A 12,269-nucleotide genomic window follows, 5' to 3' on the forward strand; every position below is an offset into this window, starting at 1 on the left:
GGCGGCGCGCATTGTCTCCGCGAAGACACCATGACGCGCCGCACGCTTGCGTTCTTCGTCTGCTCGCCGCATTCGCGAACGGGCGTGACGACGGCGGCGCGTCTGCTGACGGACTATTACCTGTCGCGCAACGTCTGCGTCGAGGGCTTCGACACCGTCGCCCGCGAGCCGCTCTATGCGCTGTTTTTTCCGGAACGGACGCGCGTCGTCGACTTGAACGAGGTCAAAGGACAAATTTCGCTCTTCGATCGCCTGCTCGTCGCCGACGAGACGCCGAAGATCGTCGACGTTTGGCATCGCTCCTATGAGCGCCTGTTTGCGACCATCGCCGAAATCGGCTTTTTCGAAGAAGCGCGGCGGCTCGGCGTGGAGCCGATCGTGCTCTTTCAAACGGACCTCACGCAGAGCGCGGCGAACGGCGCGCTCGCCCTCAAGACGACCTGGCCCGATTTGACGATGAGCGTCATTCACAATCGCGGCGCCTCGCCGCTTGGACGCGATTCCCTGGCGATCCTTGCGCGCTATCCGGCGAGCGGCAAATTCGTGATCCCGCGCCTCGAAGCGTCGATCGCGCGCGCGCTTGACGACGTCGATCTGTCGCTCTCCCGCTTCATGAGAGAGCCGCCGCCCGGCATGTCCCTCGTGGTTCGCGGAGCGCTCAGAGCCTGGCTCCTGCCGATCTTCACCCAGTTTCAGAGCTTCGAACTGCGCCTTGCGCTGCAGTCGAGCGAATGTCTCCGCTAGCGACGGTGCGTCATGGAATACCGCAAACTCGGAAACACCGATCTCTCCGTCTCCGCAATCTGTCTCGGCTCAATGACATGGGGCGAGCAGAACAGCGAGGCCGAAGGTCATGCGCAATTGGATTACGCCTTCGATCACGGCGTCAATTTCATCGACACGGCGGAAATCTATTCGGTTCCGCCGCGGCGAGAAACGCAGGGCTCCACCGAACGAATCATCGGCAGTTGGCTTGCCGCACGCAAGAACCGCGACAAGGCGATCATCGCGACGAAAGTCGCCGGGCGCGGCGACGCCAATTGGCTGCGTCCGGGCGGCGCCGGCACGGTTCTCGACGCCAAGAATATTGAATATGCGATCGAGGGTTCTCTGAAGCGCCTGCAGACCGATTACGTCGATCTCTATCAATTGCATTGGCCGGACCGCTCCTTGCCGCTTTGGGGCTCGGGCGGCACGGTCTATCGACGTCCGACCAAGCGTGACGAAATTCCGATTGAGGAGACGCTCGAAGCGCTGGCGCGGCTGGTCAAGGCCGGCAAGGTTCGTCACATCGGCCTTTCAAATGAAACGCCATGGGGCGTGGCGCGCTTTCTCCGCGCCGCCGAAATCGGCGAGGGGCCGCGCGTCGTTTCGATCCAAAACGCCTATAATCTGGTCAATCGCACATTCGAGATGGGCCTTGCCGAATTCGCCGAGCGCGAATGCGTCGGATTGCTCGCCTATTCGCCGCTCGCGCAGGGCTATCTCACCGGCAAATATCAGGGCGGCGCACGCCCGCCCGGCGCGCGCACGACGCTGTTCGAGCGCGCGCAGCGTTACGAGAAGCCGGAAGTCGCGCAGGCGATCGACGCCTATCTCGCGCTTGCGCGAGACATCGGCGCCGATCCTGCGCAACTCGCGATCGCCTTTGTGACTTCACGGCCTTTCGTGACGTCGAACATCATCGGCGCGACGACGATGGCGCAGCTCAAGACCGACCTTGCGTCGACGGAGTTCAGGATCACGCCGGAGATCGAACGGCGCATCGACGCCATCCACGGGATGCACAGCAACCCCGCGCCATGAGCGAAGGCGCGAGTCTTCGCGCGGAGACGCCGGCGGATCGCGCGGCCATACGCGAACTGCTGCTGGCGGCCTTCCGGCGATCCGGCGAAGCGGATCTCGTCGACGCGCTGCGCAACGAAGGCGATCTGGTTTTCGGCGGCGTCGCCGCCGTCAGCGGCCGCATCGTCGGCTACGTCGCCCTGTCCAGGATGCGTGCGCCTTTTCCGGCGCTTGGGCTCGGTCCTGTGGCCGTCGCCGAAACGCATCGCCTGCAAGGCGTCGCCAGCGCGCTTGTGGACTGGAGCCTGGCGCAGGCGCGCAAAGATCCGTGGCGCGCGGTTTTCGTTTTGGGAAACGAAGCCTTTTACGGGCGTTTCGGGTTTCGAGCGGCGCTTGCGGCCGGTTTCGGCTCGCCCTATTCGGGGCCGCATTTCATGGCGCTGGCGCTCAACGGCGCGCATCCGGCCGCGGACGGGCCGATCGACTACGCGCCAGCCTTCGACCGGCTCTGCGATTGACGCTCAGGCGTGTCCGGCGTGCGTCGACAGCCGTTCGGGATCGACCCCGATGGAGCGCAAGGCGCGCGCATATTTGGAGTCGAGATCGCGGTCGAACAGCAGACCCGGATCGGCCGGACAATTCAACCAGCCGTTCCGCTGTATCTCTTCTTCGAGCTGGCCCGCGTCCCAACCTGCATAGCCGAGCGCAAGCAGCGCGCGGTCGGGACCGGTCCCAGCCGCAATCGCGCGCAGAATGTCGATGGTCGCCGTGAGCGAGACGCCGTCGTCGATCGGCAGCGTTGAATTGTCCAGGAAGAAATCCGGCGAATGCAGCACGAAGCCGCGGTCGGTCTGCACCGGTCCGCCTGACAGCACCTGAATGTCTTCGGCCATGCTCGGCAGACTGATGCGCTCCTGCGGCGCGATCACCTGCAGCTGCACGAGCAGATCGGGAAAATTGCGGACGCGCGCCGGCTGGTTGACCACGATGCCCATCGCGCCTTCTTCAGAATGGGCGCAGAGGTAAATGACCGATCGCGCGAAGCGCTGGTCCAACATGCTCGGCATGGCGATCAGCAACTGGCCGTCTAGGAAGCGATGCTCAGCGGGACGACTGCCGCCACGCTCGCTCATCCTCGCCGCGAAATCTTGCTTCTTGCTGGCCGGCCTCATAGGGTCATGCTACGCCCGCAGCGTCCTCAGGACAAGCGGTGCGCGTAACGTAACTAGCTGCCTTGACTACAGGACGGGGCGCGGCAGGACGAAAATGCGCTCAAAATTCTTTGTCTTCGCGTCGCTAGCCGTCACGCTCGCCCAGAGCCTAGCGACCGTATCGCTCGCGGAGAATCCGACCTTCGCCTCCGCGACCGTTAAGAGCGCGGCGTCGCGCGCGCGGCTCCTTTCCGCCGGCCCCCCGCAAAACGGCGCTTACCACGCCGCCGTCGAGATCGCGCTCGATCCGGAAACCATCACCTATTGGCGCCAGCCTGGCGAAGCGGGCTCGGCGCCGGAGTTCGACTTTTCCAACTCCGTCAATGTCGCCAAGGTCGAACCGTCGTTTCCCGCGCCGAAACATATCGACGAGGCGGGCACGATCGTCGCGGGATATGATTCCCGCGTCATCCTGCCGTTGAAGGTCACCCCGCGCGATCCCAACGCGCCCACGACGCTCAATCTCCTGCTCAATTATGCGTCATGCGGAAAGATCTGTCTGCCCGCGCGGGCGGATCTGTCGCTGGCGCTGCCGCGCGCCGGAACGTCGCCCCACGCCGCCGAGATCGCCGACGCCGAACAGTCGGTTCCCGAAAAAATCACCGCCGCCGAGGCGAAAAAGCGCTTCACGCTATCCCGCAATGGCACCGACGGGTCGTGGCGACTGCGCTATCTGGGGCCTGGCCAGGCGATGGATCTTTTTGCGGAGGCGCCCGCCCCGTTCTTCATCGAAACCACGCGCGCCGGAGACGCCTTCGAGCTGAAACTTTTTTCCGGCGATCAGCCGGCGACATCCGCCGATGCGACGCTCACCATCGTCACCGACGCCGGCGCCTTCGAAGCTCCGGCGCGCCTTGAGTGAACGCGCGAACGCGCCCGCCGACGCGCCCTACTCCACTTCCGCGTCCATCGGCGCCGCAGCCTTGTGATCGAGCTTGGGCGTGCGCTTGAAGGTCGATTTGCGGCCGCGCAGCGTCTGCAGGATCTTCGCGCCATTGGCGAAGGCGAGATAGATCATCAGCGGCGGAATAGACGCGACCGTCTTCACATAATCGGCGACGCTGCCGCGCTTGAGCGCCAGATAGGGCGGAAGCGTGATTCCAAGCGCAACGATCGCCGTCAGAATCCCGATGATCTCCAATATGCCGGCGTAGGGCGCGAGCGACGCATGCAGAAGCGCGCCAATGACGAAGGCGATAAATCCGATCGCGGCCACAGGAAAGAAAATCTGATGGGCGATGAGGGAGATCGCCATCACGCGCCGCGTCAGACTCCATGGCGAGCGCCAGATCGGCGCAATCGTCTTTTGCGCGACCTGCACGAACCCATTGGACCAGCGCCTCTGCTGGCGCCGGAAATCGCGAATGCCTTCGGGCACCTGACCAGGAATCGGCGGCTCCGAGACAAACAGCCCATGCCAACCGTTGAGCGCCGCGCGCACGGTCAGGTCGAGGTCCTCGCACAATGAATAGTCGGACCAGCCGCCTGCGTCCTCGATCGTCGCGCGTCGCCAGATTCCGCCCGTGCCGTTGAACTGAAAGAGCCAGCCGGCATGCGCGCGCGAACGCTGTTCGACGAGATAATGCCCGTCCTGGACGAGTCCCTGCGCGCGGGTCAGCCAGTTCTTTTCGAAATTCTGAAACTCGCAGCGCGACTGAACGAAGCCGACGCGGTCGTCGGTCAGAAAAAGCGGGACCGTTTGCTTGAGCCAGTCCGGCGGCGGACGGAAATCGGCGTCGAGCATCGCGATGAAGGGCTCGTTCGTGAGCGTGAGGCCATGCGCGCAGGCGCCGGCCTTGAACCCCGAGCGATCGGCGCGCCGGACATGATCGATGACGGCCCCGCCCAAGCGAAGCTCCGCCGCCACGGAATCGGCCCGGGCGCTCGTCTCGTCCGTGGAATCATCGAGAAGCTGAATGCGCAGCTTGTCCTTGGGCCAGTCGAGGAGCGCCACGCAGCGCAACGACTGCTCGGTGACGAGCGGTTCGTTGAACACCGGAATTTGCAGCAGGACCGGCGGCAGATCCGAATCAGCCGTCGCCGGCGCCAGCGGATCGCGCACGCCGCGGATCTGGTCGTAGAAGAAGCGGGCGATGACGATCAGATAGCCGATGCCGATCGCGATCAGGATCGACGCGCAGATTGTCGTGACCGCATCGATCAGGAAAAGAAAAAGCCCCAGCACCAACCGGCCTATCCTTCTTCATGCGGAACCGGAGAGGGCTTGGCCCCCGCGCGCGCGTTCACGCTGTCCTTCGCCCAAACCACCTGGTCGGTGACCCAGGCGTTCAACCAGACCGCCAGCATCGTCGCCTCGCGAACCACAAACACCGCAGGCGCCGCCCACGATAACTGCCATCCTTTGGCCATGGAAAGCAATGTCTCAAGGGCAAACCACAGGAGAAGCGTCGCCGACGCTGCGGCGAGCGGCGCGACCCCGACAAGCGACGCCGCCAGAGCGGATGCGATAACCGCCGGAACCGATTGGCATATCGGCTCCGCCAGGAATGAGACGAGTTCGTCGCTGCGGCGGATGACGCTCCAGCGCAACTGGCGCTGATACACGTCCTCGAATGTGCGTGCGCCAAGCTCCTGGCGCACGGGCCGATGCGAAAACACCGGGCGTTTGCCGATGCGCCGCATCGCCTTCGCCAAGGCGTTGTCTTCGCCGACCGTATGCGAAATCGCGTCGAAGCCGCCCGCGCGCAGGAAGTCCGATCGCCGAAAGAGCATGATTTTGCCGACCCCGTGCCCCTGCCCCAAAGCCGAGGCGAGAAACAGCATCCTTGCGTGCGGACCATTGATGATCGCCGCCTCGACATGCGCGGCGAAATTCTCCAGCCGAGCGCAATAGGGAATGGCGCAAACGAGGCCGACGTCCTCGGTCAACTGCCGGATGTGCTGCGTCAGCGCGTCCGGCTCGAGCAGCACATTGGCGTCCTTCATCAGGATCACGTCATGCGTCGCCTGCATGAAGGGCGCGTAGAGATTGTCGACCTTGGGGCTGACGGCGAATTTCGCGGTCGATCGCAGGATGCGCGAGGGGACGTTCGGATGGCGCGCAAAAATGGCGCGCATGCGTTGGACCGCCGGCGTATCGAGGTCGGTCGCCGAGACGGTCACGTCAAAGTCTGGGTAGCGCTGCGTCAGCGCCGACTCCTGCGTGCGGTCGAACTGGTCTTCGATCAGCTTGACGGGAAGAACGATCGACGCCGGCGGCTGGTCTTGGCGCGCGGCGCGGCGCGCGGCGAGCCAGGGTTGCGCGATGGTCGCGACGATCGACAGGATGAGCAGCGCGACGGCGATCGTCCAGTAGACGCCGGCCGCGTAGGCGAGAAGCGTCCCAGCCGTCACGAGGTCTCTCGTTCCGGCGTCTCCGGCACGTCCACATGGAAGCGCCGCATGACCCCGTCGACGACGGCGGGCGGCAACAGCGCGAAGAACCGCATCGCCGCATACATGAACAGCGGAAACGCGATCACGGGACGCCGCCGCTCCAGGCCGCGCTTGATGATCAGCGCGGCGCGCTCGTCGGACATCGCGCCGGGCTGCCAGGACCTGGTGCGCGCCGACATCGGCGTCTTGACAAAGCCCGGCACGATCAGGCTGACCGAAACACCGTGCGGCGCGAGGCCTCCGCGCAATGAATCCGCCCACATATGCGTGGCGGCCTTCGCGGCGCAATAGGAAGGCGAATACGGCAGGCTGCGCACCCCGGCCATCGAGCCGACAATCGCGATCCTGCCGCTCTTGCGCGCGCACATCGGCAGGATCACGGGCTCCACCGTGTTGAACACGCCGTCGACATTGATCTTGAGCATCGCCCGCACCGCGTCGGGCGTCTCGAGAAGCTGGCCGCGCATCAATCCTGTCGCCACCCCTGCGTTGGCGACAAGGATGTCAATCGGGCGTTCGCCAAAGGCGGCTTGAACGACGCGCGCCATGGCTTCGCGATCGCGCACGTCGGCGACGTGAGTCTCGGCGTTTTCCGCGCCGGCCTCGAGACAGGCGCGCGCGGACGCCTCAAGCCGCTCAGCGTCGCGGCCGAGCAGGACGAGGCTCGCGCCTTCGCGCGCGTACGCCATCGCCAGAGCGCGCCCAATGCCGCTCGACGCGCCGGTGATGAAGACGCGCACAGGTTCAGCCATATGCGCGTCCTGCTTCGCGGCGCGCCGGACAGCTCACGTGGCCGCCCTCGGCCGCAGCGTCGCTTCGCCGATGATGCCGGGCGCGCGCGCCGCGCCATAGGCCGTCAGACGCACGAAAATCTCGTTTTCGGTCGCGCGCAGGACGCGCCCCGACAGTCTGACGGTCTCCCCGCGCAGAATCGGCTGCACGAATTTTCCGGCCAGCGAGGCGATGACGAGGTCGCCGCGCCACGCTCTCAGCATCGGCTCGAATGCGGCGATGAGCTTCATGCCGTGCACCGGCGGCGCGGCGAGTCCGATCGCCGCCGCCACCGCATCGTCGAGATGCAGCGGATTGGCGTCGCCGGACACCTCGGCGTAACGCGCGAGCGAAGGCGCGTCGAAGGGACCGATGATCGTCTCGGGAATCTTGTCGCCGACCTTTATGGCGTCGCTCATGACGCGCTCCCAAATCCGGCGCGCGGCACAAGCCGCAACATCGTCTCGATTCGCGCGCAGGTCTCGCCATCGGGCGTTGCGACCGTCGCGGTCATCGTCAGACGCGGCGGCGTTTCCTCGCGCGTGATGCTGACGCTCAGATCGTAACTCTCGCCGGCGACAAGCGGCGCCTCATAGGAGAAGCTTTGCGACTCATGCACCGGAACGACGTCGAGTTCGGCGCAAAGATCGCGCACGACCGAGAACAGCGACGGCTCGGCGAGCCAGATCGCTGGGTAGGCGAGCGGAACGCGGGCGTCGTCGCAGCCCGTTTCACGCGCATAGGCGGCGGCGCGCGCAGGATCGACGCACAACCGGAAAGGCCCGAGCGCGAGCGGCGGCTCAAGCAGCATGACGCACGATCAACACGGCGTTGATCCCTCCGAAAGCGAAAGAGTTTGACATGACGGCGTCGATCTTGTGCGCGCGCGCGGCGTTCGGAACGACGTCGATCGGGCATTTGGGATCGGCCTCCAGGAAATTGATCGTCGGCGGCGCGATCTGTTCGCGCAGCGCGTGGATGGCGATGGCGAGCTCCAGGCCGCCGCTCGCGCCGAGCGCATGGCCGTGAATGGGCTTCGTCGACGAGACCGGCACGACCCGCCCATAGTCGCCGAACACGCGCAGAATCGCTTCGGATTCGGTGATGTCGTTGGCGTGCGTCGCGGTGCCGTGCGCGTTCACGTAATGGATCTCTTGCGGCTTCATTTCCGCATCTTCGAGCGCCAGGACGATCGCATTCGATGCGCCTTCAAGATCGGGGCGCACCGGATCCTTGGCGTCGCTCGTCGTCCCGTAGCCGGCGAGTTCGCACAGCGGCGCGTGGCCGCGCGCGCGCGCCGACTCCTCCGTTTCCAGAATAAAGACCGCCGCGCCTTCGCCGAGCGACATGCCGTTGCGTCCTTTCGAGAACGGCCGGCACAAATTCGGAGTCATCACCCTGAGGCCTTCCCAGGCGCGGATCGTCGCATTGATGACGCAGGCCTCAGCGCCGCCGACGATCGCCTTGTCCACAAGGCCCTGCCTGATCATCTGCATGCCGAGACCGATCGATTGCGACGCCGACGAGCAGGCGCTGCCGATCGCGAATGTCGGACCCAGGCAGGAAAACCGCATGCCGAGCGTCGCCGGCGCCGCGCTCGGGATGAGCTTCGGCACGCTCAGCATCTCCGGACGCGTGCCTTCGACATAATAGCGGTAGATGCCGTCCTCGATGGTCGTCATCCCGCCGATGCCGGACCCGATAATGACGGCGGTCTTCGGCCCGGCGACGCCTTTGCGTTCGAAGCCCGCCTGCGCCATCGCTTCGTCGGCGGCGACGATGCAGAACTGCGTAAAGGGGTCGCAAAACGGGAGAACTTCGGGCTCGATGTGGTCGGCCGGATTAAAGTCGGGCACTTGCGCCGCGATCTTGATGCGGCCGTCGTAAGGACGTTCGGTCCTGAGCGGACGAATCTGCGCGACGCCGTCGCGCGCCGCTTCCCAGAGCTTTTGCGCGCCCACGCCCGAGGCGCAGACCGCGCCCATGCCAGAAATGACGACGCGGCGTCCCCCGGGCCGCGCTCGCGAGACGGCCATTTACTGTTTCTCGCGCTCTTTCTGAATATGGTCCGCGATCGCCTCGATCAGGCTTTTGACGTCTTTGGCTTCCTGCAGCGACCCGTCCATCGGGATATAGACGTTGAACTTCTCCTCAAGCGCCGTGAGAATCATGACGATGTCCACGGATTTGAGGTCAAGGCTCTCGATCGATGCGTCGGGGGTGATCTTGCTTCGATCGACCATTCCTTCCGACGCAATCACTTCAATAATCTCGTCGACCAGCTGGCTCTTGTCCTGCACATTGTCTGTCACGAGTCCCTCCGTTTCAGGGTTGTTCGCCGCCTGAGCGACATTCGCGCTCGCGCGCGACGCATTGACGCGGCGGCGGCGCGCCGACGATTTTTCCTTCGGGCGCTCGCTGGACCGCGCGCCTGTTGTTCCAGCAATCCCGCCCCCGCGCCCAAATTTTCCGCCCTTGAGCGCGCTCGGCACTGGTTACGGCGTTTATTCCCGAAAATAAAGCCCACGGGGCCGCCGGCGGATTTGCAGTAGTCCGGCGGGGCGCTTCATGCGAAAAGGCCGCGCGAAACAATGGAGGGCGACGGGGAAAATGTCGGGACAGGAGACGGCGCTGGCGGGAGTTTTTCCACAGGCTACGGAAGAGCAATGGCGCGCTTTGGTCGACCGGGCGCTGAAAGGCGCCTCCTTCGGAACGCTCCTCTCCAAGACCTATGACGGTCTTCCCATCGCGCCGCTCTACGCCCGCGCCGCCGACGCGCCCTCCCCAGCGCTGCGGAAAAACCCGGGCCGCTGGGCCATTCTGGCGCGCGTCGACGTCGCCGACGCGGACGTCGCCAACCGGATGGCGCTCCAGGATCTCGACGGCGGCGCCGACGGGCTGCATCTCGTCTTCGCGGGCTCGATCGGCGCCTATGGCGGCGGACTCGCCGGCGGCGACGACGCCGTCGCCCACGCGCTCGCCAATGTCCGCCTCGACTACGGCATTCCGCTGACCCTCGACTATTCGCCGCGCGCGCCCGACGCCGCCCAGGCGCTGATGCGTTACGTCGACCGCCAGCATATCGATCCTTCGCTCACCCGCGTGTCGATGGGCTTCGATCCGCTCGGGGCGCAGGCGCGGCACGGCTTCGCCGCCGCGCCCTGGGCCGAAGCCTCGAAGAGCTTCGCCCGGGACGTGAAAGCCGCGGCCGACGCCGGCTTCGCCTATGCGACCGCGGTGGCGGACGCCCGCGTCGTGCATTCCGCCGGCGGAACCGAGGCGCAGGAGCTCGCCTTCGCGCTTTCCGCGGCGCTCGCCTATCTGCGCGCGCTGACGGACGCCGGAGTCGACCTCGACGCCGCGCGCGGCGTGATCGCCTTCCGCTTCTGCGCGGACGCCGACGAATTGCTGGGCGTCGCGAAGTTCCGGGCGGCGCGGCGGCTTTGGGCGCGCGTCGAGGCGGCCTGCGGCCTTGCGCCCAAGCCGGCGCTGGTCTTCGCCGAAACCGCCTGGCGGATGATGTCGCGGCGCGACCCGTGGAACAATATTCTGCGCGCGACGCTCGCCGTCTTCTCGGCGGCGGTCGGCGGCGCGGACGCCATCTCCGTCCTCCCCTTCACCCAGGCCTTGGGCGCTCCCGACGAATTCGCGCGCCGCCTCGCGCGGGACGCCCAGCTCGTCCTGCAGGACGAAGCCCATATCGACGCGGTCGACGACCCGACGCGCGGCGCCGGCGGCTTCGAGGCGCTCACCGACGAGCTCTGCCAGCAGGCATGGGCGCTTTTTCAGAAGATCGAAGACGAAGGCGGCCTCCCGAAAGCGCTTGCGACGGGCGGCTTCCAGGCGCGCGTCGCGGAAGCGGCGGAGCTGCGCGCGAAGAATGTCGCGCGCGCCAGGGATAAGGTCATCGGCGCAAACCAGTTTCCCGATATTCACGAGGGCGCGCTCGACGTTCTCGCGCGCTACGACGCTGCGGCCGAGACCGTCGCCCCGCCGGCAGGCGCGCTGACGAGCGCCGCGCTCGCGCCGCATCGGCTCGCCGAACCATTCGAGCGGCTGCGCGAAGAGTCGGACGCCTACTGCGCCGCCTCTGGCGCTCGTCCCAAGGTTTTCCTCGCCAATCTCGGCTCGATCGCCGCCTTTACGGCGCGGGCGAATTTTGCCAAGAATTTCTTCGAGGCCGGCGGCGTCGAGGCGGTTTTCGGGCCGGAGACCGAGGCGACGACCGAAATCGTCGACGCCTACCGGCGGTCTGGCGCCAAACTCGCTTGCATCTGTTCGTCCGACAGGATCTATGGAGATGCGGCGGAAACGGCCGCGCTCGCGCTTAAAGGCGCAGGCGCCAGGATCTATCTCGCCGGCCGGCCCGGCGAACTCGAAGAGCGTCTGCGCACTGCGGGCGTAGGGGAGTTTATCTACGCGGGCTGCGACATGCACGACGCGCTGCGGCGCGCGCTTTCGGGGGCCAAATGAGAGTTTTAGCGTTGGCGCTTGCGGTCTGCGTGGCGGCTCAGGGAGCAAACGCCGAGCAGGCGCGCAGCCAGAAGGCGAAGCCGAAGTCGGACAGCGCAGCGGCGCTCTCCGGGCCGGTCGGCGACCCGAACGGCAGATGGATCGTCGACGCGACGACGACCGTCGGCCAGTGTCAAAGCCTCATCCCGCAATCGATCGAAATCGCCGGCAATAAGATTATCGCCGCGACAGGGCCGGCGGTTTCGTCCTGGGGTTATGTCGACGACGAGGGCACGATCGTCGCCAGATTCACCGGCGATGGGCAGCGCATCGCGCGCTTCAACGGGACGCTGCGCGGCGGCAGGGGCGCCGGCCCCTGGTCGTCTTCGACCGACCTGTGCGGCGGAACCTGGCGCGCGTCGCGAAGCGACGCCGCCGCGCAATAGCGCCGCCGCGGTTAGCGGGGGCGCTCCTCGAAGTAGCTGTCGTCGTCTCCTGAAAACAGCCCCTCGCCGCCCCGCATCGGGCGCGCCGCCTGGACGTCCGTTGGCGCGGCAGAGTCGGCGCCGGCGGTCGAGCGCACGCCGAGACCGTCGCGCTGGTAGATGTCGTCGCGGAACTGGGTGTCGCCGTCCGGCGTCGCCCAGGCGGTCA

Annotated in this window: 14 protein-coding genes and 1 pseudogene; 6 read left to right on the forward strand and 9 right to left on the reverse strand. The window is 66.1% G+C overall.

Going from position 1 to position 12,269, the window contains the following annotated elements:
• Window positions 1–30 precede the first annotated feature (30 nt).
• From AB7F41_RS05575 to AB7F41_RS05585, 3 genes are read left to right on the forward strand one after another with little or no spacing between them, the layout of a single operon-like run.
• Complete coding sequence (locus tag AB7F41_RS05575; protein ID WP_428381182.1) at window positions 31–744, forward strand: hypothetical protein; 714 nt, start codon at window positions 31–33, stop codon at window positions 742–744.
• Window positions 745–756: 12 nt separating this feature from the next.
• Entirely contained in the window at window positions 757–1,806 is a 1,050-nt protein-coding gene (locus AB7F41_RS05580) for an aldo/keto reductase (RefSeq protein ID WP_428381181.1), read from the forward strand.
• Window positions 1,803–2,303, forward strand: a complete 501-nt coding sequence (locus AB7F41_RS05585; protein ID WP_428381179.1) for a GNAT family N-acetyltransferase — start codon at window positions 1,803–1,805, stop codon at window positions 2,301–2,303. The genes AB7F41_RS05580 and AB7F41_RS05585 overlap by 4 nt, the downstream gene beginning before the upstream one ends.
• Window positions 2,304–2,306: 3 nt before the next feature.
• Here AB7F41_RS05585 and AB7F41_RS05590 read toward each other — a convergent pair whose 3' ends face one another.
• The gene (locus AB7F41_RS05590) at window positions 2,307–2,918 is read right to left on the reverse strand and encodes a YqgE/AlgH family protein (protein ID WP_428381177.1); all 612 of its coding nucleotides are present in this window, start codon (window positions 2,916–2,918) and stop codon (window positions 2,307–2,309) included.
• Window positions 2,919–3,051: 133 nt separating this feature from the next.
• Here AB7F41_RS05590 and AB7F41_RS05595 point away from each other — a divergent pair, with 133 nt between their 5' ends.
• On the forward strand, window positions 3,052–3,858 hold the full coding sequence (locus AB7F41_RS05595) for a protein-disulfide reductase DsbD domain-containing protein (RefSeq protein WP_428381176.1): 807 nt from the start codon (window positions 3,052–3,054) through the stop codon (window positions 3,856–3,858).
• Window positions 3,859–3,885: 27 nt separating this feature from the next.
• Here the strand turns inward: AB7F41_RS05595 and AB7F41_RS05600 are convergent, their stop codons facing one another.
• Genes AB7F41_RS05600 through AB7F41_RS05630 form a run of 7 tightly spaced genes read right to left on the reverse strand, consistent with a single transcriptional unit; the run spans window position 3,886 to window position 9,475 of the window.
• Window positions 3,886–5,181: a glycosyltransferase family 2 protein gene (locus tag AB7F41_RS05600; protein ID WP_428381174.1), complete on the reverse strand. Its 1,296-nt coding sequence runs from the start codon at window positions 5,179–5,181 to the stop codon at window positions 3,886–3,888.
• Window positions 5,182–5,189: 8 nt separating this feature from the next.
• A complete protein-coding gene (locus AB7F41_RS05605) occupies window positions 5,190–6,350 on the reverse strand; it encodes a glycosyltransferase (protein ID WP_428381172.1) in 1,161 nt (386 codons plus the stop codon).
• The gene (locus tag AB7F41_RS05610) at window positions 6,347–7,144 is read right to left on the reverse strand and encodes an SDR family NAD(P)-dependent oxidoreductase (protein ID WP_428381170.1); all 798 of its coding nucleotides are present in this window, start codon (window positions 7,142–7,144) and stop codon (window positions 6,347–6,349) included. The genes AB7F41_RS05605 and AB7F41_RS05610 overlap by 4 nt, the downstream gene beginning before the upstream one ends.
• 33 nt (window positions 7,145–7,177) lie before the next feature.
• Window positions 7,178–7,582 carry a MaoC family dehydratase gene (locus AB7F41_RS05615; protein ID WP_428381168.1) on the reverse strand — a complete coding sequence of 135 codons (405 nt, stop codon included), beginning with the start codon at window positions 7,580–7,582 and terminating at the stop codon, window positions 7,178–7,180.
• Window positions 7,579–7,974, reverse strand: coding sequence for a hypothetical protein (locus tag AB7F41_RS05620; RefSeq protein WP_428381166.1), 396 nt, complete (start codon window positions 7,972–7,974; stop codon window positions 7,579–7,581). Before AB7F41_RS05620 ends, AB7F41_RS05615 begins: the two co-directional genes overlap by 4 nt.
• A complete protein-coding gene (locus AB7F41_RS05625; RefSeq protein ID WP_428381165.1) occupies window positions 7,964–9,199 on the reverse strand; it encodes a beta-ketoacyl-[acyl-carrier-protein] synthase family protein in 1,236 nt (411 codons plus the stop codon). Before AB7F41_RS05625 ends, AB7F41_RS05620 begins: the two co-directional genes overlap by 11 nt.
• Window positions 9,200–9,475 (reverse strand): acyl carrier protein, encoded by a 276-nt coding sequence (locus AB7F41_RS05630; RefSeq protein ID WP_428381163.1) that lies wholly within the window; start codon window positions 9,473–9,475, stop codon window positions 9,200–9,202. It lies immediately after the preceding gene.
• Between the two features lie 298 nt (window positions 9,476–9,773).
• Between AB7F41_RS05630 and AB7F41_RS05635 the strand changes: the two genes are divergently transcribed.
• The gene (locus AB7F41_RS05635) at window positions 9,774–11,636 is read left to right on the forward strand and encodes a methylmalonyl-CoA mutase family protein (protein WP_428381161.1); all 1,863 of its coding nucleotides are present in this window, start codon (window positions 9,774–9,776) and stop codon (window positions 11,634–11,636) included.
• Complete coding sequence (locus AB7F41_RS05640) at window positions 11,633–12,061, forward strand: hypothetical protein (RefSeq protein WP_428381159.1); 429 nt, start codon at window positions 11,633–11,635, stop codon at window positions 12,059–12,061. The genes AB7F41_RS05635 and AB7F41_RS05640 overlap by 4 nt, the downstream gene beginning before the upstream one ends.
• 11 nt (window positions 12,062–12,072) lie before the next feature.
• On the opposite strand, the pseudogene AB7F41_RS05645 reads toward AB7F41_RS05640, so the two are convergent.
• A pseudogene (locus AB7F41_RS05645) lies at window positions 12,073–12,269 on the reverse strand (L,D-transpeptidase family protein); the annotation flags it as partial.

This window comes from Methylocystis sp. (genome assembly GCF_050251305.1).
Classification (GTDB): Bacteria; Pseudomonadota; Alphaproteobacteria; order Rhizobiales; family Beijerinckiaceae; genus Methylocystis.

Coding starts and splice junctions, on each gene's coding strand:
- AB7F41_RS05575 (WP_428381182.1), top strand. CDS start 31: ATGACGCGCCGCACGCTTGCGTTCTTCGTCTGCTCGCCGCATTCGCGA.
- AB7F41_RS05580 (WP_428381181.1), top strand. CDS start 757: ATGGAATACCGCAAACTCGGAAACACCGATCTCTCCGTCTCCGCAATC.
- AB7F41_RS05585 (WP_428381179.1), top strand. CDS start 1,803: ATGAGCGAAGGCGCGAGTCTTCGCGCGGAGACGCCGGCGGATCGCGCG.
- AB7F41_RS05590 (WP_428381177.1), bottom strand. CDS start 2,918: ATGAGCGAGCGTGGCGGCAGTCGTCCCGCTGAGCATCGCTTCCTAGAC.
- AB7F41_RS05595 (WP_428381176.1), top strand. CDS start 3,052: ATGCGCTCAAAATTCTTTGTCTTCGCGTCGCTAGCCGTCACGCTCGCC.
- AB7F41_RS05610 (WP_428381170.1), bottom strand. CDS start 7,144: ATGGCTGAACCTGTGCGCGTCTTCATCACCGGCGCGTCGAGCGGCATT.
- AB7F41_RS05615 (WP_428381168.1), bottom strand. CDS start 7,582: ATGAGCGACGCCATAAAGGTCGGCGACAAGATTCCCGAGACGATCATC.
- AB7F41_RS05620 (WP_428381166.1), bottom strand. CDS start 7,974: ATGCTGCTTGAGCCGCCGCTCGCGCTCGGGCCTTTCCGGTTGTGCGTC.
- AB7F41_RS05625 (WP_428381165.1), bottom strand. CDS start 9,199: ATGGCCGTCTCGCGAGCGCGGCCCGGGGGACGCCGCGTCGTCATTTCT.
- AB7F41_RS05635 (WP_428381161.1), top strand. CDS start 9,774: ATGTCGGGACAGGAGACGGCGCTGGCGGGAGTTTTTCCACAGGCTACG.
- AB7F41_RS05640 (WP_428381159.1), top strand. CDS start 11,633: ATGAGAGTTTTAGCGTTGGCGCTTGCGGTCTGCGTGGCGGCTCAGGGA.